Source organism: Streptomyces sp. NPDC012508 (assembly GCF_042902595.1).
In the GTDB taxonomy this organism is placed as follows: domain Bacteria; phylum Actinomycetota; class Actinomycetes; order Streptomycetales; family Streptomycetaceae; genus Streptomyces.
Window position 1 is genome coordinate 428,229 of record NZ_JBIBEO010000009.1, and the last position, 19,853, is coordinate 448,081.

General features: G+C 73.7%; 15 protein-coding genes. 10 read left to right on the plus strand and 5 right to left on the minus strand.

The window, feature by feature from the left end; all coding sequences use genetic code 11:
• Positions 1 to 156: 156 nt before the first annotated feature.
• The 5 genes from ACFY8U_RS30005 to ACFY8U_RS30025 all read left to right on the plus strand — a co-directional run bounded on the left by ACFY8U_RS30005 (position 157) and on the right by ACFY8U_RS30025 (position 8,729).
• Positions 157 to 876 carry a GntR family transcriptional regulator gene (locus tag ACFY8U_RS30005; RefSeq protein ID WP_389575386.1) on the plus strand — a complete coding sequence of 240 codons (720 nt, stop codon included), beginning with the start codon at positions 157 to 159 and terminating at the stop codon, positions 874 to 876.
• A gap of 110 nt (positions 877 to 986) precedes the next feature.
• Entirely contained in the window at positions 987 to 2,513 is a 1,527-nt protein-coding gene (locus tag ACFY8U_RS30010; RefSeq protein ID WP_389575387.1) for a hypothetical protein, read from the plus strand.
• Entirely contained in the window at positions 2,510 to 3,007 is a 498-nt protein-coding gene (locus ACFY8U_RS30015; RefSeq protein WP_389575388.1) for a hypothetical protein, read from the plus strand. Before ACFY8U_RS30010 ends, ACFY8U_RS30015 begins: the two co-directional genes overlap by 4 nt.
• Entirely contained in the window at positions 3,004 to 3,930 is a 927-nt protein-coding gene (locus tag ACFY8U_RS30020) for a hypothetical protein (protein ID WP_389575389.1), read from the plus strand. Before ACFY8U_RS30015 ends, ACFY8U_RS30020 begins: the two co-directional genes overlap by 4 nt.
• A gap of 44 nt (positions 3,931 to 3,974) precedes the next feature.
• Positions 3,975 to 8,729: a hypothetical protein gene (locus tag ACFY8U_RS30025; RefSeq protein WP_389575390.1), complete on the plus strand. Its 4,755-nt coding sequence runs from the start codon at positions 3,975 to 3,977 to the stop codon at positions 8,727 to 8,729.
• A 98-nt stretch (positions 8,730 to 8,827) separates the two neighbouring features.
• On the opposite strand, the gene ACFY8U_RS30030 is transcribed toward ACFY8U_RS30025, so the two are convergent.
• The gene (locus ACFY8U_RS30030; protein WP_389575421.1) at positions 8,828 to 9,250 is read right to left on the minus strand and encodes a hypothetical protein; all 423 of its coding nucleotides are present in this window, start codon (positions 9,248 to 9,250) and stop codon (positions 8,828 to 8,830) included.
• Positions 9,251 to 9,678: 428 nt separating this feature from the next.
• Here ACFY8U_RS30030 and ACFY8U_RS30035 point away from each other — a divergent pair, with 428 nt between their 5' ends.
• The 4 genes from ACFY8U_RS30035 to ACFY8U_RS30050 are packed head-to-tail and all read left to right on the plus strand — an operon-like array spanning position 9,679 to position 14,038.
• Complete coding sequence (locus tag ACFY8U_RS30035) at positions 9,679 to 12,519, plus strand: nitrate- and nitrite sensing domain-containing protein (protein WP_389575391.1); 2,841 nt, start codon at positions 9,679 to 9,681, stop codon at positions 12,517 to 12,519.
• A complete protein-coding gene (locus ACFY8U_RS30040) occupies positions 12,516 to 12,956 on the plus strand; it encodes a roadblock/LC7 domain-containing protein (protein ID WP_389575392.1) in 441 nt (146 codons plus the stop codon). Before ACFY8U_RS30035 ends, ACFY8U_RS30040 begins: the two co-directional genes overlap by 4 nt.
• A 37-nt stretch (positions 12,957 to 12,993) precedes the next feature.
• Positions 12,994 to 13,455 carry a DUF742 domain-containing protein gene (locus tag ACFY8U_RS30045; protein WP_389575393.1) on the plus strand — a complete coding sequence of 154 codons (462 nt, stop codon included), beginning with the start codon at positions 12,994 to 12,996 and terminating at the stop codon, positions 13,453 to 13,455.
• Entirely contained in the window at positions 13,436 to 14,038 is a 603-nt protein-coding gene (locus ACFY8U_RS30050) for an ATP/GTP-binding protein (protein WP_361604505.1), read from the plus strand. The genes ACFY8U_RS30045 and ACFY8U_RS30050 overlap by 20 nt, the downstream gene beginning before the upstream one ends.
• A gap of 42 nt (positions 14,039 to 14,080) precedes the next feature.
• On the opposite strand, the gene ACFY8U_RS30055 is transcribed toward ACFY8U_RS30050, so the two are convergent.
• The 3 genes from ACFY8U_RS30055 to ACFY8U_RS30065 form a co-directional block, all read right to left on the minus strand.
• Positions 14,081 to 15,268, minus strand: a complete 1,188-nt coding sequence (locus ACFY8U_RS30055) for a lipid-transfer protein (protein ID WP_389575394.1) — start codon at positions 15,266 to 15,268, stop codon at positions 14,081 to 14,083.
• Positions 15,265 to 15,792: a Zn-ribbon domain-containing OB-fold protein gene (locus tag ACFY8U_RS30060; RefSeq protein WP_389575395.1), complete on the minus strand. Its 528-nt coding sequence runs from the start codon at positions 15,790 to 15,792 to the stop codon at positions 15,265 to 15,267. Before ACFY8U_RS30060 ends, ACFY8U_RS30055 begins: the two co-directional genes overlap by 4 nt.
• 165 nt (positions 15,793 to 15,957) lie before the next feature.
• A complete protein-coding gene (locus ACFY8U_RS30065; protein ID WP_389575396.1) occupies positions 15,958 to 16,767 on the minus strand; it encodes a M15 family metallopeptidase in 810 nt (269 codons plus the stop codon).
• Here ACFY8U_RS30065 and ACFY8U_RS30070 point away from each other — a divergent pair.
• Positions 16,766 to 17,326, plus strand: a complete 561-nt coding sequence (locus ACFY8U_RS30070) for an NUDIX domain-containing protein (protein ID WP_389575397.1) — start codon at positions 16,766 to 16,768, stop codon at positions 17,324 to 17,326. The two genes, ACFY8U_RS30065 and ACFY8U_RS30070, sit on opposite strands and share 2 nt — an antisense overlap.
• 107 nt (positions 17,327 to 17,433) lie before the next feature.
• Here the strand turns inward: ACFY8U_RS30070 and ACFY8U_RS30075 are convergent, their stop codons facing one another.
• On the minus strand, positions 17,434 to 19,788 hold the full coding sequence (locus ACFY8U_RS30075) for a TIM-barrel domain-containing protein (RefSeq protein WP_389575398.1): 2,355 nt from the start codon (positions 19,786 to 19,788) through the stop codon (positions 17,434 to 17,436).
• Between the last annotated feature and the right edge of the window lie 65 nt (positions 19,789 to 19,853).

The following is a 19,853-nucleotide window of genomic DNA, read 5'->3' on the forward strand; positions in this document are numbered from 1 at the left end:
GCACCTCGCGGAGGGGGAGGAGGCGTGCTGAGTGACGTACTCGAGGACCGTGCGGTGTCGTCAACGTAGGGGATCGTTCAACGATCCGACAAGAGGTATGTCGTCACGTTCTTGTTTCCGCGCAGGACCTGGTATTGACTCGGCCGCGGACGACGAATGAATCGAGGCGCGGTGGGCGGAATCGGCGGACTCGCGGACGACCGGGCGCTGCTCGGGCGGACCAGCACGGCGGAGAGGGTCGCGGACATCCTGCGCACCCGGATCGCCGAGGGCTTCTTCCTGCCCGGCACCCGGCTCTCCGAGGACAGCATCGGCGGCGCGCTCGGTGTGTCCCGGAACACACTGCGCGAGGCGTTCCGCCTGCTGACCCACGAACGGCTGCTCGTCCACGAGCTCAACCGGGGCGTCTTCGTCCGGGTCCTGGCCGTCGAGGACGTCGCCGACATCTACCGCACCCGCCGCCTCGTCGAATGTGCCGTCGTCCGCGGCCTGGGGCAGCCGCCCTACGCCCTGGACGGTCTCGTCGCGGCGGTCGAGGAGGGCGTGGAGGCGGCGCGTGCGGAGGACTGGAAGGGCGTCTCCACCGCGAACATCCACTTCCACCGGGAACTGGTCGCCCTGGCCGGCAGCGCGCGCACCGACGAGCTGATGCGGAGCGTCCTCGCCGAACTCCGCCTCGCCTTCCACACCGTGGACGACGCCCGAGGTCTCCACGAGCCTTATCTCATACGAAACCGGGAAATTCTGGACGCCTTGCACGCCGGTGAACGCGGGACGGCGGAACGCCTCCTGGCCCGCTACCTCGACGACTCCCGCACTCGGATCGTCGAGGCGTACGCCAAGGCGGTCGAGCAGCCGGAGCGCCCGGACGCCTGAGCGGGCTCGTGTCCCCGTGGGTCGCCGCGCGCTACCACGTCCCGCCGGCCGGCGGGGTCGCATCTGCGCCGTTTCGACCGTTGTCAGTTCGAGGACCTAATCTGTGCACCGTGACTTCGCCTGCCTCGACGGACTTCGTTCCGCCCCAGCTCAGCGCGGGGCCGCGGCCCGCGCAGGGCCCGGCCGCCGACGAAGGGCTCGCGCGGCGACTTCGCGCGCTCGCGTGCACGGCCCCGCTGCACGACCTGGACACGCGCAAGGCGAACCTGGCCGGCGAGTACTCGGTCTACGCGATGGCCGAGGTCGCCCTCGCCGCCATCGACCTCGTCACACTCAACATGGACTTCGACACGGGCGCCGACCACGAGCAGATCGTCGCCCGCCTCCTGCCCCGCGTCGGCGCCCAGGCCCCCGCCCGCCCCGCCGCCGAGCACGAGCGCGTGGCCCGCTGGGTCCTGGAGAACCTGATCAACGTCGGCAGCGTGGACCGCGGCTTCCGCGCCGTGTACGGCACATTCGGCGCCGACGGCGTCTACATCCGCCGCGACTACGACTTCAAGCTGATCGAAGAGGTCCCCGGCTACGGCGGCGGGGTCTATCTCCGTACGACGGACGAAGCCGTCAACGTCCTCGTCGGCGCTCTCGACACCGACGTCACCAGCGCCCAGATCGCCGCCGAGGTCAAGCTGGAGGTCCTGATCAGCCGGGGCCGGCTCGCCGACGCCCAGCTCGCCGCCGAGCAGGCGCGGTACCGGACCGTGCAGTACGCCGAGACCCTCCGCAAGACCCTGGAGGCGACCCGGCGCAACGTACGCGCGGTGGACTGGCTGCAGGCCGTCCCGGACATGATCGCCGAGGCGCTCGACCACGTCGCCGACCGCTACCGCCACGAGAACGCGATCCTCACCAACATCCGCAAGGCCCGCGACGAGGCCGAGGACCCGGAGCACAAGCGCCGCGCCGCCGAGCTCGTCGACATCGTCAAGGACTGCATCCGCCGCCACACCCAGCTCCAGTCCCGGCTCCTCGAGGCGGGCCCGCTCTTCCGCGCGGAGCAGGACCGGCAGGCCTTCGCCGCCCCCACCTCGTACACCGGCATAGACCTCTACGGGCAGCTGGTCGCGCCCATCCTGCCGCTCCCCGTCGAGCAGGCGACCAGGGTCACGGACGCGTTCTTCGCCCGGGGCACCGGCCTGCGCACCCCGGCGTCCGTGCGCGTCGGCGACCTCGTCGAGATGCTCCTCACCCCGCCCGTCGAGCGCGAGCACCTCGGCGCGGAGATGCCCGAGCCGGACCTGATCGCCACTCCCGACGACAGCCGCTTCAGCGAGGAGCAGCTGGCGAGCGCGATGGAGCTGCTCGACCTGGAGCACGACGCCCCGCGCCGGCTCTCCGGGCTGCTCGCCGAGGCCCGTCTGCGCGACCCGGACCTCCCGTACCTGGTCGCCCTCCTCGCCGTCCACGCGGCGAGCCCGCCGGTCGGCACGGCGTACCGCCAGGGCGAGGAGCGGCTGCTCTTCGCGGTCGACGACGGTACGCAGCTCGACGACCCGGAGTTCGGCGGCGCCGACCTGATAGTGGGTACGGCGCTCCTCGACGCGCTGGGTATGGCGGCGGACCGCTCGGAGGCCTCATGACCACCGACCGGTCGCCGCGGCCCGAGGCGCTGCCCGGGCCACCGCCCGACTCGACACCGGACGCGCTGCCTGAGGGCGCGCCCGCGGCGGAGACCCCCGCGGAAGCGAGGACGCTTCCGGGCGAGGCTCCCGCGGAAGCGAGGGAACTCCCGGACGCGGCCTCCGCGGACGTGAGGACGCTTCCGGGCGAGGCTCCCGCGGAAGCGAGGGAACTTCCGGACGCGGCCTCCGCGGACGTGAGGACGCTTCCGGGCGAGGCCTCCGCCCCGGACCCTGACCCGACCGTGGCCGTATGCCCGCCCGCCACCGGCCGGCGGAGCCCCGCCCCGTACGTGCGCGCCGTCCGGCTGGCCCCGGCCCGCGCGCCCGAGCCCGGTGTCCGGACCCCGCCCCGGCGGCGCGCCGTGAGCGTGACGCCCGTGCGCCTGCCGCTGCCCCGCCCCGAACCCACCGCACCACCGACCCCCAGCCGTCCCGAGGAGCCCCAGCCGTGAGCGAACACCACGCCGAGCACGCCGCCGCGTGGAGCGAGCCGGAGCCCCCGCACACCGCTGCCGCACCGCACACCGCTGCCGCACCGCACGCCGTCGCCGCGCCCGTCACGCCCGCCGACGCGGCCGACGCCGCGCGGCTCGTCTCGTTCGGGCTGCAGCCCAAGCTGCTGCCCGCCCGGGACGCGGAGTACACCGAGCTGCTCCGCCGCTACCGCGAGGACCCCGCCTTCGCGCGCCTCGCCGACGCCGTCGCCACCGGGCTCGGACTCGTCGTCCTGGAGGTCTCCCCGCGCGCGGGCATGGCCGTCACCGCCGGCGAGGACTCCGTCTTCGCCGTCCGCATGGGCGACTACGCCCGCCGCGCCTCCACCGACTCCGCCGACCGCTTCCTGCACGGTCTCGCCCACCTTGCCGTCGCCGCCATGGCGTTCCCCCGGCCCGAGGACCTCGCCGACGACGGGTACATCGGCCGCCTCACCGTGAACGGCGTCGACGCTTTCGTACGCCAGGCCTGCCACCGCCTCGAAGAGCGCGCCGAGCGGCAGGGCGAGAACACCGACCCCGCCTCCGACGCCCCCGGCCTGGAGGCCGCCTGGCGGATCTACGCCCGCCGCAGCTCCACCGGCGCCACCAAGGACGCCCGTCGTCTCGCCGGCTCCACCACCGGCATCGTCGGCAAGGCCGTCGCCTTCCTCACCGACTCGGGCTTCCTCCAGCGCACCGGCGACGACGCGGGCGGCGCCTACCGCACCACTGCCCGCTACCAGCTCCAGGTCCGCGACATGGCCGGCAGCGCCGCCATGGCCGAGCTGCTCGACCTCGGCGTCGTCCCGGTCAGCGACGGCTCCGCGACCCTCCTGCCGCCGCCCGACGGCGACGACCTGGAGCTCGCCGCCGACGCCGGCCTCCCGTTCCATGCGTAACCGCCCCGCGTAATCACAGAACCAGTCGACGAGAGTCCGCCGCCATGTACGAGTTGTCCCGGGTCCGCCTCTACTCCATCGGTCCCGCCGGTGCGCGTTACGCCGACACCGTCCTGGACCTGCGCGGAGTCGGCGCGCCCGTGCCCCACCCCGCCCCCACCCAGGCGGAGTTCTTCGAGGACGAGCCGGTCGGTCCGCCGCGCCGGCCCGCCCCCGCGGGCGTGCTCTTCCTGGAGAACGGCGGCGGCAAGTCCGTACTGCTCAAGCTGATCTTCTCGGTCATGCTCCCCGGCCACCGCAACACCCTCGGCGGCGCCAGCTCCGGCGTGCTGCGCAAGTTCCTCCTCGCCGACGACTGCGGCCATGTCGCCCTGGAGTGGCAGCACACCCTCACCGGTGAGCTGGTCGTCGTCGGCAAGGCCAGCGAGTGGCGCGGACGGCAGGTCTCCAACGACCCGCGGAAGTTCGCCGAGGCCTGGTACTCCTTCCGCCCCGGCCCGGGCCTGAGCCTGGACAACCTGCCCGTCGCGGAGGCCACGTCCGTCCGCCCGCCCGTCGAGGGCGCGTCCGGCGCGCAGGGCCGCCGGCGCACCATGAAGGGCTTCCGGGACGCCCTCACGGACGCGGGCAAGGCGTACCCGCACCTGGAGGTCTACTGGGAGGAGATCCACGACCGCTGGAACGAGCACCTCGGCGACCTGGGCCTCGACCCCGAACTCTTCCGCTACCAGCGCGAGATGAACGCCGACGAGGGCGAGGCCGCCGGCCTCTTCGCGGTCAAGAAGGACTCCGACTTCACCGACCTGCTGCTCCGGGCCGTCACGGACACCCGCGACACTGACGGGCTCGCGGACCTCGTCAGCGGCTTCGGCAACAAGCTCGGACGGCGTGCCGAGCTCACCGCGGAACGCGACTTCACCGCCGGTTCCGTCGACCTCCTCGGCCGCATCGTCGAGGCCGCCGAGACCCGGGCACGCGCGCGTGACATCCACGCCGGGGCCGAGCGCCGCACCCGTACGCTCGCCCGCCGTCTCTCCGCCCGCGCCACCGAGGAGCGCTCGCGCGCCGGCGAACTCGCCCAGCAGGTCACCTCCGCCGCGCACGCCGTCTCCGAGGCCGAGACGGGCCGTGGCCGCAGCTCCCTCATCGCGGCCGAACTGGCCTACCGGCACGCCTCCCTGGCCCTGACCGTCGCCGAGAAGGGCGCCGCCTCCCAGCGGCGCGAACTCACCGACGCCCGTACGCTCCACTCCGCCTGGCAGGCCGCCGAAGCCGTGCTCCGCCACCGGGCCGCGGGCGACCGCTCCGCGCGCGTGGCCGCCGCGATCCGCGATGCCGAGCGCGATGCCGCCCCTGCGCTCGCCGCCCGCGCCAAGGCCGCCGCCGATCTCGTACGGGCCCTGCACGCCGCCGCGGAGGACGGCGAGCGTCACGCCGCCGAGGAGGAGGAGCGTTCGGCGGCCCTCCAGGAGACCGGCGAGACCGCCCACCGCGACGCCACCGTCGCTGCCACCGAGGCCCAGCGCGCCCGCAGCGAGGCCGGACACCTGCGCCAGCGCCTAGCCGAGGTCGAGCAGGAGACCGCGGAGGCCGTACGGGCGGGCTGGCTCGACGACTCCGCCCCGGACGCCGACCCGGCCCGCGCGGCCCTCGCCGCGAGCGACGCCGAGAAGACCACGGTCGCCGCCTGGGACGCGGCCCGCGACGTCGCCCGCGCCGCGGCCGACCGCGCCCGCGAGGCCGCCGCGGCCGAGTCCCGCGCCGAACTCGCCGCGGCCCGCGCCACGGACGCCGCCGAGGCCGCCGAGAACGCGTACGACGCGGAGCGCCGCGCCGCCGAGTCCCTAGCGACCGACGACCGCCTCGCCGAACTCCTGAGCCTGCCGCCCCGGCCGACGACCCCGCTGCCGGGCCAGCGTGCGGGGGAGACCGGCACGGGCGCGGCCGCCGAGGACCAGACCGCAGGTGGGTCCCGGGGCGCGGACGCCCCGAGCGAGCCCGGCACCGACGCGGACGCCGCCCCCGGTGCCACGTTCGGCCCCTCCGGGTCGACCGGTCCCGAAGGGACCCACGGCCCGCTCACCGTCACCGAGTTCGACCGGAACGCCGACGAACTACGCCGGCTGCTCGACCAGTCCATCGCCTCCGCCGAGCGCCAGCTCTTCGATCTGCGCACCGCCGCCGCCGACGACTCCCGCATCCTCGGCGCGCTCGGTGACGGCGGACTGCTTCCGCCAGGACCGGACGTGCTCGCCACCGTCGAGTACCTCGGTGAGCAGGGCATCCCGGCGCTCCCCGGCTGGCGCTACCTCGCCCAGGCCGTCGACCCCGCCGACCACGCCGCCGTCCTCGCCGCCCGCCCCGAGCTGGTCGACGGCGTCGTGATCACCGACCCCGTCTCGTACACCCGCGCCCGCGAGGTGCTGAGCACGGCCGCCCTGCTGCCGCGCTCCACCGTCGCCGTCGGCACGGCCGCCGCGCTCCTCGCGCCCGTACCGAGCCCGGAATCCGGCGAGGACCAGGGCGTCTTCCTCGTCCCGCCGAACCCGGCGATGCACGACGAGCACGCCGCCGACGAGGAGCGGCACGCCCTGCGCGCCCGGGCCGCCGCGCGCGACGAGGAGATCCGTACGCTCGCCGCCCGGCTCACCGGCGACCGCTCCCTCGCCGCCCGGATCGGCTCCTGGCGGGCCGACTGCCCGCCCGGCATGCTCGCCGAGCTGGCCGCGGTCGCCACCACCGCCCGCGAGACCGCCGAGGCCGCGGCGGAGACCCTCGCCGAAGCCCGTACGGTACGGGCCGAGGCCGACGAGGCCGCCGCCGACGCCGCTCGCGTACGGGACGAGCGCCAGGAGGCCGCCCAGCGGGCCCGCCGGGTCGCCGACGCCCTCGCGGGTCTCGCCTTCCGGCTGCGCGAGCGTTCCGCCTGGCAGGCCAAGCTCCGTGAACTGGCCGACGACGCCGCCGAGTCCGAGGCCCATGCCCAGACCTGTCTGGAACGCGCCCGCGCCGCCGACGAGGACCGCCGGGCCGCCCAGCGGGCCGCCGACGACGCGCACCGCACCGCCCGGGCTCTGCGCGCCGAGCGCGCCGAGATCGCCGGGGCGCCCGACCAGCTTCCCGAGGAGGACCCGGCCGCGCCCCGTACCGCGCTCCCCACCCTCCGCGAGGCGTACCGCGCCGCGTCCCAGCTGTACGAGAAGGTCGGCGTCGGCGCCGACCTCCGCGCCGAGCAGGCGCGCGCGGAGAGCGACGAGTCCGCGGCGCTCGCCGAGCTGGACCGCCTCACCAACAAGGTCCGCACCCGCGCCGAGCAGCTCCTGGAGTCGACCGACGGCGCCGACGGCCCGTCCCGCCAGGCCGCTGCCGCGCGCGCCGAGGCCCTCGTCCAGATGCTGGAGACCCGCGCGTCCGAGGCGAGCGAGAAACTCGGCCGGCTGCGCGGCGAGGCCGAGCGGCTGGCCCCCGAGGACGGCGCGTCGCACACCGAGCTCCCCGAGGAGCTGGTCCCCGCCGACGCCGAGCAGGCCCAGACTCTGCTCCGTACCGCGACCACCGAACTCGCCTCCCGCAGCGACGCCCTGGAAGCCGCGCGCACCGCGCACGCGAGCCTCCTGCGGGCCCACCGCGCCTCCGAGGGCGCGGCCGGCGGCTTCGACGAGTCCGCGGCGCTCCTGCGCGACCTCCTTCGTGACCACACGGAGGACGAGGAGGACGGGCCCGAGACCTACCCAGGCACGCTGGAGGAGGCCCGGCAGACGGCCGCCGAGGCCCGCCGATCCCTGCGCGCCTGCTCCGCCGAGCTCTCCGCGGCCGACGCGGCCGTCCGCGAGGCGAGCGACATCCTCGTCCGGCACGCCAACTCGACCCGCTACGAGCAGGTCCGCACCCCCGCGCGCCAGCAGATCCGCGAACTGCCCGCCGCCGCGCTCCCCGAGCACGCCGCGAAGTGGGCCGAGGCCTTCGCGCCCCGCCTCCGCGTCCTCACCGACGAACTGGAGCAGCTGGAGCGCAACCGCGACTCCATCGTCGACCGGCTGCGCGGCCTGGTGGAGTCCGCGCTGACCACGCTCCGCTCCGCGCAGCGGCTGTCCCGGCTGCCCGAGGGGCTCGGCGAGTGGTCGGGCCAGGAGTTCCTGCGCATCCGCTTCGAGGAGCCGGACCAGGCGACCCTCACCGAGCGGCTGGGCGAGGTCATCGACGAGGCCACCCGCGCCGCCGTCAAGAAGAACTCCGACCTGCGCCGCGACGGCATGTCCCTGCTTCTGCGGGGCGTTCAGGCGGCACTGGAGCCACGCGGCATCGCGGTGGAGATCCTCAAGCCGGACGCCGTGCTGCGGGCCGAGCGCGTACCCGTCGGACAGATGGGCGACGTCTTCTCCGGCGGCCAGCTCCTCACCGCCGCCATCGCGCTCTACTGCACGATGGCCGCGCTGCGCTCCAACGACCGGGGCCGCGACAAGCACCGCCACGCGGGCACGCTGTTCCTGGACAATCCGATCGGCCGCGCCAACGCCACGTACCTCCTCGAACTTCAGCGGGCCGTCTCGGACGCCCTCGGCGTCCAGCTGCTGTACACGACCGGACTCTTCGACACGACCGCGCTGGCAGAGTTCCCCCTGGTCATCCGGTTGCGCAACGACGCGGACCTGCGGGCGGGCCTGAAGTACATCAGCGTGGAGGAGCATCTGCGCCCGGGTCTTCCGCAGCCCACCGCGGAGGACGGGGCCGTGCACGGCGAGATCACCGCGACCCGGATGTTCCGGCGCTCCTCGGTGGAGGAACCCGTCACGCAGTGAGGACGGCGAACGGCCCGGACCCCTGGTGGGTCCGGGCCGTTCGCCGTCCTCCCGTGCCCGGGGCCCGCTCAGCGGCCCCGTGGTTCACGGTCCGTGCCTCAGGCCGCGTTGGACAGCGCCGGCGCCTCCGCACGTCGTACCGCCGCGGCACCCTGACCGGGATCGGCCTCCGCCGCCCGTGTGGCCTTCTGGGCCCGGCGCCGCTCGCGCCGCGACATACGAACCGCACTGCTCGGCTCGGACACCACACCGTTGCGCTGCCGCCAGACCTGACGCGTCACCCACACATCGAGCACGCTCCAGGTCGCCACGACCGTACTGCCGACCGTGGTCAGCAGCATCGGAAACGCGAGCCACGAACTCGTGACCGCGCAGAAGAAGGCCACCACCGCCTGTATCAGTGTCACCGACGTGATCATCACGGCTCGTACGGCGGCGGTACGCACGGGGTCCGGCAACCTGCGCCGACCCTTCTCGTCCTCCACCCACAACTGCCGCGCGGACCGCGCCTCGTGCTCCATCGTCTCGTCACTCCCCACCGGTGAACGTCCTCAGGGGTGGCTGCCCGTCTTTTGTGGCTTTACACGGACACACCCCTCCCCGCACACAATGACGCTCGACGAGGGCAAAAGGTTTCCCCACCTTCGTACCGGAACGAACACTTCCAGCCATCCCCCGCAGGTCGCCCACACCGTGGAGCCGAGTGTCCTGCGCCACAGCGCCGAAGCCCAACTCCCCGAATACCAGGACATCTCCTGATCAACGCTCACTCGGGAGGCTGAAAATCGCCCGGATGCGCCTTCGAGTTGGCTGTGATGCAGTAGTAGGCTCGCGCCGCCGTTTGTTGAAGCTGATGGTTGACGCCATGTGTTGACGCTGTGTGTTGACGCCGCGCGTCGCAAGGGAGGACCTCCGCGCCGGGCGGAGGCCGGCCGAACTGGGGGAGGCCATGCGCTTTCGCGGGAAGTCCATCCGCCGGAAGATCGTGGCGTTGCTGCTCGTACCGCTCATCTCCCTCACCGGACTCTGGGGTTTCGCGACCGTCCTCACCAGCCGCGAGGCCGACCAACTCCTCGACGTGGGCTACATCGTCGACAAGGTCGGCTACCCGATCGAGGACACCGCGCGCGTCCTGCAGAAGGAACGCCGCCAGTCGCTGGTCTACCTCGCCGATCCGCGCGCCTCGGACGCCCTCACCACGCTGCGCACCCAGCGCGAGGCGACCGACCGTCAGCTCGCGGTCATCCGGCGGAACGCCGCCGAGTCCGGCGTACGGAGCGAGATGCGGCCCGTCGCCTCGCAGCGCCTCGACTCCCTGCTCACGGCGCTAGACGGACTGGACGCGCTGCGCCGCTCCGTGGAGAACCGCAGCATCGACCGGATCCAGGCCCTCACCTTCTACAACCGCCTCGTCGACCCCTGCTACAGCTTCCTCACCACCCTCCACGCGCTCGAGAACGTCGAGATGGACAAGCAGGGCCGCGCCCTCGTCGGCGTCGTCCGCGGCCGCGAGATGCTCGCACGCGAAGACGCGCTGGTCGTCTCCGCGCTCATCTCCGAACGCGTCACGGCAGAGGAGATCCGCGCGATCGCCGATCTCATCGCCCAGCGCGATCTCTTCTACGACATGAACCTCGAAGTCCTGCCCGCCGCCGAGCGCGAGAGGTTCGAGAGGTACTGGGCCAGCCCCGGCACCCAGACGCTGCGCCGAGCCGAGGAGGACCTGATCGCGGCGGGACCCACCCGGGACCCGCGCGTCGTCACCGCCGACAGGTGGGAGCAATGGGCGACCCCGGTCCTCGACGACCTCGCGCGGGAGAACACCGCGGCCGGTGACCGCTACCAGGACCGCGTCCAGCCCGCCGCCTACAGCGTGCTGCTCAAGGCCGGTGTCGCCGGAGTCCTCGGCTTCCTCGCCGTGGTCGTCTCCGTCGTCGTCTCCATCCGCATCGGCCGAGCCCTCGTCCGCGACCTGCGCCGGCTCCGCAAGGAGGCCCAGGAGGTCTCCGGCGTACGCCTGCCCAGCGTGATGCGCCGGCTCGCGGCCGGAGAGCTCGTCGACGTCGAGACGGAGGTACCGCATCTGCGGTACGAGGACGACGAGGTCGGCCAGGTCGGTCAGGCCCTCAACACGCTCCAGCGGGCCGCCGTCGAGGCCGCCGTCAAGCAGTCCGAACTCCGCCGCGGTGTCTCGGAGGTCTTCGTCAACCTCGCGCGCCGCAACCAGGTACTGCTGCACCGCCAGTTGACGCTCCTCGACACCATGGAACGGCGCACCGAGGACACCGAGGAACTGGCCGATCTGTTCCGCCTCGACCACATGACCACCCGTATGCGCCGCCACGCCGAAGGCCTGGTGATCCTCTCCGGCGCAGCGCCCTCCCGCCAGTGGCGCAAGCCCGTCCAGCTGATGGACGTGGTGCGCGCGGCGGTCGCCGAGGTCGAGGACTACGAGCGGATCGAGGTACGCCGACTGCCCCGGCTCGGGGTCGGCGGCCCCGCCGTCGCCGACCTCACCCACCTCATCGCCGAACTCCTCGAGAACGCCACCGTGTTCTCGCCCCCGCACACCGCCGTGCAGGTCCTCGGCGAACGGGTCGCCAACGGCTTCACCCTGGAGATCCACGACCGCGGCCTCGGCATGAACCCCGACCTGCTGCTCGACGCCAACCTCCGGCTCGCCGAGACACCCGAGTTCGAGCTCTCCGACACCGACCGCCTCGGCCTCTTCGTGGTCAGCCGGCTCGCCCAGCGCCAGAACGTGCGGGTCTCGCTCCAGCCCTCGCCGTACGGAGGGACCACCGCGGTCGTCTTCATCCCGGCAGCCCTGCTCACCGACGCCCCCGAGACCGAGGGCGCGGGCTTCCGTCTGGACCGGGCGTCCGCGGACCGGCCGCCCCTGGAGCGCGGACCCCACGGCCGGTCGAGCGGCGCCGGCGACCAGCCGGGCCGCCGCCCCGCGCTCACCAAGGTGCCGGGCGGCGCGTCCACGGCCGGCGGCTCCCGGCGCTCCGCGGGCTCCTCGCTGCTGGACGGACCGCTCGACGACTCGCTCGACGTCCCCCTCGACGGACCCGTCGAGCTCGAAGCGCCCCTCGGCGCCTCCGGTTTCGACGAACTGCTCGGCCCGTCGGCCGCGGACCTGGAGGACACCGAGAGCGAGCGCGGGGGTCTGTTCCGGCCCCGTGGCAACCGTCGAGGGCTCGCCCCCGCCCCGGGCGGCGAGCAGCACCAGCAGGCGCCGGACCAGTCTCCCGACCGGGCCCGCGACCGGAGCGGTCCCGTACCGCTGCCCCGGCGCCGACCGCCGACGCTCGTCGTCGACCACGGCCGCCGGGTCGACGAGCCGGGCCGCGCCCACCCGACCTCGACCCCGGACACCGGGACACCGGGCACCCCGCCCACCCTGGTGCCCGTACCGCCCGCCACGCCGGCGCCGCCTGCCGGCGCCGTACCGCCGGTGGGTCCCGTACCGCCTACCGGTTCCGGTACCGGTTCCGGTCCCGTACCGCCCGCCGGGCGCGTGTCGCCGGACGGCCCCGCGCCGTTCGGCGGACTGCCCCGCCGGGTCCGTCAGGCGAGCCTCGCGCCCCAGCTGCGCGACACGGGCGACCGCCCCGACTCCGAGGCGACCGGCGGCTCCGGCGCCCCGGCCGCCGCAGACTTCGAGCGAGACGCCGAGGAAGTGCGCAACCGCATGGCTTCGATGCAACGCGGCTGGCAGCGCGGACGACAGCAGAACGCCGAGACCACAGCACCAGGAACGACACCCGAGGGGGACGGTCGATGACCGCACCGAACGCCGCAGCAACCCACACCTCCGGATACGGCGACGGCGAGTTGAACTGGCTCCTCGACGAGCTGGTCCAGCGGGTCGGATCCATCCGCAAGGCCCTGGTGCTCTCCAGCGACGGACTCGCCACCGGTGCCTCCGCCGATCTGACCCGGGAGGACGGCGAACACCTGGCCGCCGTCGCCTCCGGCTTCCACAGCCTCGCCAAGGGCGTCGGCCGTCACTTCGAGGCGGGCAAGGTCCGCCAGACCGTCGTGGAACTGGAGGACGCGTTCCTCTTCGTCACGGCGGCGGGCGACGGCAGCTGCCTCGCCGTCCTCGCGGACGCCGACTCGGACGTCGGCCAGGTCGCCTACGAGATGACGCTGATGGTCAAGCGGGTCGGCATCCACCTGGGGACGGCGCCTCGCTCCGGCCTGTCCACCGGAGGGTGAGTGGGGGAACTCGATGACTGACGGCACGACTGAGGGCATGACCGCGGGGACGGCCGAGGACACGGCCGGGCGCACCACCGAGGACATCCGCGCCGCGGAATCCTGGGACCAGGCGCCGCAGCCGGCCCACCACTGGTTCGACGACGAAGCCGGGCCGGTGGTCCGTCCTTACGCGATGACCCGTGGCCGTACCAGCGCCGCCACCCGGCACCGCCTCGACCTGATCGCCGTGGTGGTGCCCGAGCCCGCCGCCGACGACCCCGGCCGCGACCAGACGCTCTCCCCGGAACACGTGGAGATCGTCGAGCGCTGCTCGGACACGCCCCAGTCGATCGCCGAACTCGCCGCCGGACTCGACCTCCCGGTCGGGGTCGTCCGCGTCCTCGTCGGAGATCTCGTCGAGGACGAACTCGTCCATGTGACCCGCCCCGTTCCGCCGGCCGAGCTGCCGGACGTGAGCATTCTCCGCGAGGTGATCAATGGCCTTCGGGCGCTCTAGCCGCACCAAGCCGTTCGTCGAACCGGTGACCTTGAAGATCCTGGTCGCGGGCGGTTTCGGGGTGGGCAAGACGACACTGGTCGGCGCCGTCAGCGAGATCAGACCGCTGCGCACCGAGGAGATCCTCAGCGAGGCCGGCCGGCCCGTCGACGATCTGCACGGGGTGGAGAACAAGTCGACCACCACGGTCGCCATGGACTTCGGCCGGATCACCCTCCGCGAGGACCTCGTCCTCTACCTGTTCGGCACGCCCGGACAGGACCGCTTCTGGTTCCTCTGGGACGAGCTGGCACAGGGGGCGCTCGGCGCGATCGTACTGGCGGACACCCGCCGCCTGGAGGACAGCTTCGCGGCGATCGACTACTTCGAGCGGCGCGGCATCCCGTTCACGGTGGCGGTCAACTGCTTCGAGGGCGCGCGGCGGTTCCCCGCCGAGACCGTCCGCGGGGCCCTCGACCTCGACCCCGAGGTCGAGCTGCTGATGTGCGACGCCCGCGACCGCGAGTCGGTGAAGAACGTCCTCGTGGCCGTCGTCCAGCACGCCCTGGTCCTCGCGGACCAGGGAACGCCCGTGACCACCTGACACCCGGCCGCACCGGACGCCACGCGGTGGCGGTGCCGCTGCTCAGCGCACCGCCACGACCGCCGATCCGTGCCCGAACAGCCCCTGGTTCGCGGTGATCCCGACCCGCGCTCCGGGCACCTGCCGGTCTCCCGCCGAGCCCCGCAACTGCCAGGTCAGCTCGCAGACCTGCGCGATGGCCTGGGCGGGCACGGCCTCGCCGAACGACCCCAGACCGCCGCTGGTGTTGACCGGCACGCGTCCGCCGAGGGCCGTGGCCCCCTCCCGTACGAGCTTCGCGCCCTCACCGGCCCCGCACAGACCGATGTCCTCGTACCACTCCAGCTCCAGCGCGGTGGACAGGTCGTACACCTCCGCCAGCGACAGATCCTCGGGCCCGATCCCCGCCTCCTCGTACGCCGCACGTGCGATCGACGCGCGGAAGGAGCGGGGCGAGGGGGAGGCGGCGACCGCCGAGTCGGTCGCGATGTCGGGCAGGTCGAGGACCGCCTTCGGGTACGTCGGTGTGACGGTCGAGACGGCCCGGATACGGACGGGGTCCCGGTGCCCACGCCGACGGGCGAACTCCAGGCTGGAGAGGACCAGCGCCGCGCCTCCGTCCGAGGTCGCGCAGATGTCGAGCAGCCGCAGCGGATCGGCGACGACGGCCGAGGCCGCGACCTCCTCCGCGCTCACCGCCTTGCGGTAGCGCGCCAGCGGATTGAGGGCCCCGGCCGCCGCGTTCTTCACCTTCACCTGGGCGAAGTCGTCGGCCGTGTCCCCGTACAGGGCCATGCGGCGACGGGCGTAGAGCGCGAAGTACGCGGGGTTGGTCGCCCCGAGGACCCGGAAGCGCAGCCAGTCGGGGTCGTCGGGCCGCTCCCCGCCCGCGGGGGCGAAGAAGCCCTTGGGGGCCGAGTCCGCGCCGACGACGAGCACCACGTCCGCCAGGCCGGCGAGGATCTGGGCCCGCGCGGTGGAGACGGCCTGCGCGCCGGACGCGCAGGCCGCGTACACGCTGGTGACGCGCGCGCCCTGCCAGCCGAGGGCCTGCGCGAACGTCGCCCCCGCCACATGACCCGGGTAGCCGCACCGCATGGTGTTCGCGCCGACCACCGAACCGACGTCCCGCCAGTCGAGCCCGGCCTCCGCGAGCGCGGCCCGCGCCGCCGCCGTACCGTACTCGACGAAGCTGCGGCCCCACTTGCCCCACGGGTGCATTCCGGCACCCAGCACGGCGATGTCGTTCATGACCGCTCCTCCGCCTTCTCCGCCACGCGCGCGTGCACGGGCCGCCAGTGCCAGGTGGTCCAGGTGTGTGCGTCGTCCTCGTTGAGGACGCCCGGCACCACCTCGACCTCCATGCCGACGGCGAGGTCCCCGGTCCGCACCCCGGGCGCCCCCTGCCCGAGGACGACCATCGCCTCGGCCGCCAGCTCGACCGCGATCAGGGTGTACGGGACCCAGGGCGCGTCGGGGTCGGAGACGTAGGGCGCGGGAGGGCGGTAGCGGCCGTCGGTGAACGACCACACGCGGCCCCGGCGCGAGAGCGGGGTCTCGACGAGTTCACCCCCGCCGGGGCAGCCGGGGTTGCGGCACCAGGCGTCCTCGCGGGGGAAGAAGACCGAGGTGCAGGCCGTACAGCGGGTGCCGAGGAGCCGGAACTCGCTCGCGCCGCCGGCTCCGTGACCGGCGGCTCCGTCACCGCCGGCCGTGCCTCCGCCGCTGTCTTCCGTGAACCATGCGGCCACCACCGGCCTGCGCGTCCGTGCCACGACGGTCCTCCCCGACCCGAGACCACCTTCATCTGACGAAGCGTCAGAAAGTCTGCCACGGATACCGCGAGCTGAGAACCGTACGGGCCCTTATCGCGTCCCTACATACGAACGGGCGGCCGGGACCCACGGGGGTGGTCCCGGCCGCTCGTCACGCTCCGGGTGTCAGTGCCCGGCCACCGACCGCCGCGCCACCGGGAAGTCGAAGAAGGTGCTGGGGAACGGCTCCGGCTTGAAGGTGAAGTGCCACCACTCCTCGGGCAGATTCACGAAACCCTGCTCGGCCAGCGTCCCCTTCAGCAGCTGCCGGTTGGCCCGCTGCACGCCCTGGATCCGCGGATCGTCGGTGTGGGAGAGCGTGTCGAAGCAGTCGAATCCCGTGCCCATGTCGACGGAGTTGTCCGGGAACCGCTGGTCGCGCGGGGCGGAGCAGTCCACGAGGGTCTCTCCCGGCATGTACGGACGGGTGGGCGCGGCGGGCAGCCGCACGATCGTCACGTCGAGAGTCGAACCACGGCTGTGCCCGGACTTCTCGGCGATGTAACCGTCCTCGAACAGCCTCGACTTGTCGACCCGGGGATAGAACTCCTTCTTCATCCGCTCGTCGGCCAGATCCTGAGCCCAGCGGACGAAGTGGTCGACGGCGCGCTGCGGCCGGTAGCAGTCGTAGACCTTCAGCGAGTAGCCGCGCGCGAGGAGTTTCAGCTGCGCGCGGTGCAGCGCCTCGGCGGCGGGACGCGTCAGGATGCACAGCGGCTGCCGGTAGCCGTCGACCCGCTCGCCCACGAAGTTGTGCTCCGTGGTGTAGCGCATCTCCTGAATGATCGTCCGGTCCACCGAGCTCAGCGCCACGAACTCCTTCGGCGCCTTCGGCTCCGGTCTGGCCTGTGCGGACGGTACGGCGGCGGTGGCGGCCAGCAGCCCGGCGGCCGCCGACACGGCGAGTCCACGGAAAACGGAAGCAAGTCCTGTCATGTGCACCGTCTATCAGGTTCACGGGGCACGGGAAAGGGTGATCGCATACGGTCCTGACGTGAAGGACTCCTACTGCTCCAGCTGCGGCACCCGTTACGCCGAGGCCGCCGACTGGCCCCGCACCTGCGCCGCGTGCCGCGCCGTCGCCTACCGCAACCCGCTGCCCGTCGCCGTCACCCTGCTCCCCGTCACGGACGACCGGGGGATCGGCCTCGTCGTCATCACCCGCACGATCGAGCCCGCCCGGGGCGAGGTCGCCCTCCCGGGGGGCTTCATCGACCACGCAGAGGACTGGCGGGACGCCGTCGTCCGTGAACTGCGCGAGGAGACCGGGATCGAGGCGCCCGCCGAGGACGTCCGGCTCGCCGACGCCCTCAGCTCCACGGGCGGTCACCTGCTCCTCTTCGGCCTGCTCCCGGCCCGCCCGGCCGCCGAACTCCCGCCCTCCGTCCCCACGGACGAGACGACCGGCTGGCACGTTCTCCACGCGCCGGCGGACCTGGGGTTCCCCCTGCACACGGAGGCGGTACGGCGCTGGTTCGCGGGGGCGTACGCCTGAGGGGAACGCGGACGGGTCCGGGATCACGGAGGTTGGATCCAACATCCAACATCCAACATCCAACATCCGAGATCCAGGATCCGGCAGCCCGTCCGCCTACCCCACCCCTACCCCTCCACCCCCCGCACCCGCACCGGAAGACCCGCCTCGACCGATCCCTCGTCCGTCACGCGCTCCACCACCACCCGGCCGTCCACGAGCCGTGACGCGTACCGCTCGATCTCGGCCGCCTCCCATCCGTCACCGGTGTCCCGTACGACGAGCCCACCGCCGGACCGCCCGGCGGCCGGCGCCCACACCTCCAACTCCAGCCCGCCGTCCTCACCCTGGACCGGCACGACCGCCCCCGCCCGGGCGAGCACCGGGATGCGGGAGAGCGGCGCGTCGAGAAGGACCTGCCCCGGCCCGTCGTAGGCCCGCCCCGTCGCCGTGTCGTACCAGCGGCCGCGCGGGAGCCGTACCGCCCGCCGGTCGGCGCCCCGTGCGAGCACCGGCGCGACCAGCAGGGCGTCGCCCACCAGGAACGCGTCCTCGCAGTCCCGTAGCGCCCGGTCCTCCGGCGCTCCCCACCACACGGGCCGGACGTACGGCGCCCCGGTCAGCCGCGCGAGCTGGGAGAGGGTGACGAAGTAGGGCCGCAACCGCTCCCGCTCGGCGAGCGCCACGCGCGCGTGCTCCAGAACCTCGGGGCCGAACTCCCACGGCTCGCGCCGCCCCGCGCCGATCGCCGCGTGCGTACGGAACAGAGGCATCCACGCCCCGAGCTGGAACCAGCGCAGGAACAGCTCGGGCGACGGACTCCCGTCGAAACCGCCCACGTCCGGCCCCGAGTACGGCACCCCGCACAGCCCCAGGCCGAGGACCAGCGAGAGGGACGCCCGCAGCCCGGGCCACCCGCTCGACACGTCGCCCGACCAGGTCCCGCCGTACCGCTGCATGCCCGCCCACCCCGAGCGGGAGAAGAGGAACGGCCGCTCGTCCGGCCGCAGCCGGCGCAGCCCCTCGTAGCCCGCCTTCGCCATCGCCAGCCCGTACACGTTGTGCGCCTCGCGGTGGTCCCCGCCCCGCCCCTCAAGGGCGTGCCGTGCCGAGCGCGGCAGCGTCATGTCCCCGAAGGGGGAGAAGGAGACCGGCTCGTTCATGTCGTGCCAGATCCCCGAGAAGCCCTGCGCGAGCCGCTCCTCGTACAGCCCGCCCCACCACTCCCGTACCGCCGCGTCCGTGAAGTCCGGATAGGCGCACTCGCCCGGCCAGACCACCCCGTGGACCTCGTTGCCCCGCCCGTCGCGGACGAACGCGCCCGCTGCGGCCCCGGAGTCGTAGACGGCGTTCCCCGGCTCCGCCTTCACCGCGGGATCGACGATCGACACCAGCCGTACGCCCTGCTCGCGCAGCTCCTCCGCGAGCCCCGGAAGATCGGGGAACCGCTCGCCGTCCACCGTGAACACCTGGTGCGCGTCGTAGTGGTCGATGTCCAGGTGCAGCACGGACAGCGGCAGACCGCGCTCGCGGTACCCGCCCACCACACGCCGTACCTCCTTCGCGCTGCCGAACCCCCACCGCGCGTGCTGCGGACCCAGCGCCCAGGACGGCGGAAGCGCCGGAGCCCCCGTCAGCGCCGCCCAGCCGTGGAGCACGCGCGCGGGGGTACCGACCACCACCCAGCAGCGCAGCGGCCCGCCGCCCATACGGACCTCGCTGGTCCCCGGCCGGTCGTGCCCGGACCCGGCCCCCTCCTCGCCTTCCGTGAGGGTGACCCGGCCGTCCCAGGAGTTGTCGTGGAACGCCAGGTGCGTCCCCGCGTCCGCGACGACGAACTGCACCGGCATCGTGATGTACAGCGGATCGTCACCGGGGGAGAAGCTCCCCTTGGGGTCGGTGTTCCACAGCCGGTACGTACCGTTCCGCAGACGCGGCCCCGACGCCCGCCCGCCGAGGCCGAAGAACCGCGCGTCCGCCGGCACCTCGCTGCGCTGCACCCACCGCGCGGGACCCCCGGACACGGGCTCCCACCAGCGCGGCGGCAGATCCCGGCGCAGCACCACACCCCCGGGCGTACGGATCTCCACCGCCCCGTGCCGGGAGACAGCCACCGTCACCCGCTCCGAGACCACCCGCCATCCGCCGTCGGTGTCCGGCTCCAGCTCGGCCCGTGGATCGGGCTCGGGCGCCTCGCCGACCAACGCGTACGACGGGAGCGCCTCGGCACCGTCCCAGCCCCAGAAGACCGTGCCCCCGGCCGACACACAGATCCTCAGCTCGGACCGGGCGAAACGGACGATCCCTCCACCCGGCATCGGCTTCGCCTCGCCCACCGGCCCCGGCACCCTGGCCCGCTCCGCGCCTCTCGGCGGCAACCCCCACGCATCCGTCCGACGCTGCCGCCACGCCGAACGCACCGCCCGCAACCCCTGCACCGATCCGAACACCCTCACCGAACGCACCAGCTCACGACCGTCCATGCAGCTCACCCTGCCAGTCGCCAGGGCCCGTGCGCGGTTCGTTCAGCTGCCGTTCACCCGTGGTG

Bases quoted from the DNA above. Each gene is read 5' to 3' on its own strand.
- ACFY8U_RS30005 (WP_389575386.1), top strand. From the start codon at position 157: ATGAATCGAGGCGCGGTGGGCGGAATCGGCGGACTCGCGGACGACCGG.
- ACFY8U_RS30015 (WP_389575388.1), top strand. From the start codon at position 2,510: ATGACCACCGACCGGTCGCCGCGGCCCGAGGCGCTGCCCGGGCCACCG.
- ACFY8U_RS30025 (WP_389575390.1), top strand. From the start codon at position 3,975: ATGTACGAGTTGTCCCGGGTCCGCCTCTACTCCATCGGTCCCGCCGGT.
- ACFY8U_RS30030 (WP_389575421.1), bottom strand. From the start codon at position 9,250: ATGGAGCACGAGGCGCGGTCCGCGCGGCAGTTGTGGGTGGAGGACGAG.
- ACFY8U_RS30035 (WP_389575391.1), top strand. From the start codon at position 9,679: ATGCGCTTTCGCGGGAAGTCCATCCGCCGGAAGATCGTGGCGTTGCTG.
- ACFY8U_RS30040 (WP_389575392.1), top strand. From the start codon at position 12,516: ATGACCGCACCGAACGCCGCAGCAACCCACACCTCCGGATACGGCGAC.
- ACFY8U_RS30045 (WP_389575393.1), top strand. From the start codon at position 12,994: ATGACCGCGGGGACGGCCGAGGACACGGCCGGGCGCACCACCGAGGAC.
- ACFY8U_RS30050 (WP_361604505.1), top strand. From the start codon at position 13,436: ATGGCCTTCGGGCGCTCTAGCCGCACCAAGCCGTTCGTCGAACCGGTG.
- ACFY8U_RS30055 (WP_389575394.1), bottom strand. From the start codon at position 15,268: ATGAACGACATCGCCGTGCTGGGTGCCGGAATGCACCCGTGGGGCAAG.
- ACFY8U_RS30070 (WP_389575397.1), top strand. From the start codon at position 16,766: ATGTGCACCGTCTATCAGGTTCACGGGGCACGGGAAAGGGTGATCGCA.
- ACFY8U_RS30065 (WP_389575396.1), bottom strand. From the start codon at position 16,767: ATGACAGGACTTGCTTCCGTTTTCCGTGGACTCGCCGTGTCGGCGGCC.
- ACFY8U_RS30075 (WP_389575398.1), bottom strand. From the start codon at position 19,788: ATGGACGGTCGTGAGCTGGTGCGTTCGGTGAGGGTGTTCGGATCGGTG.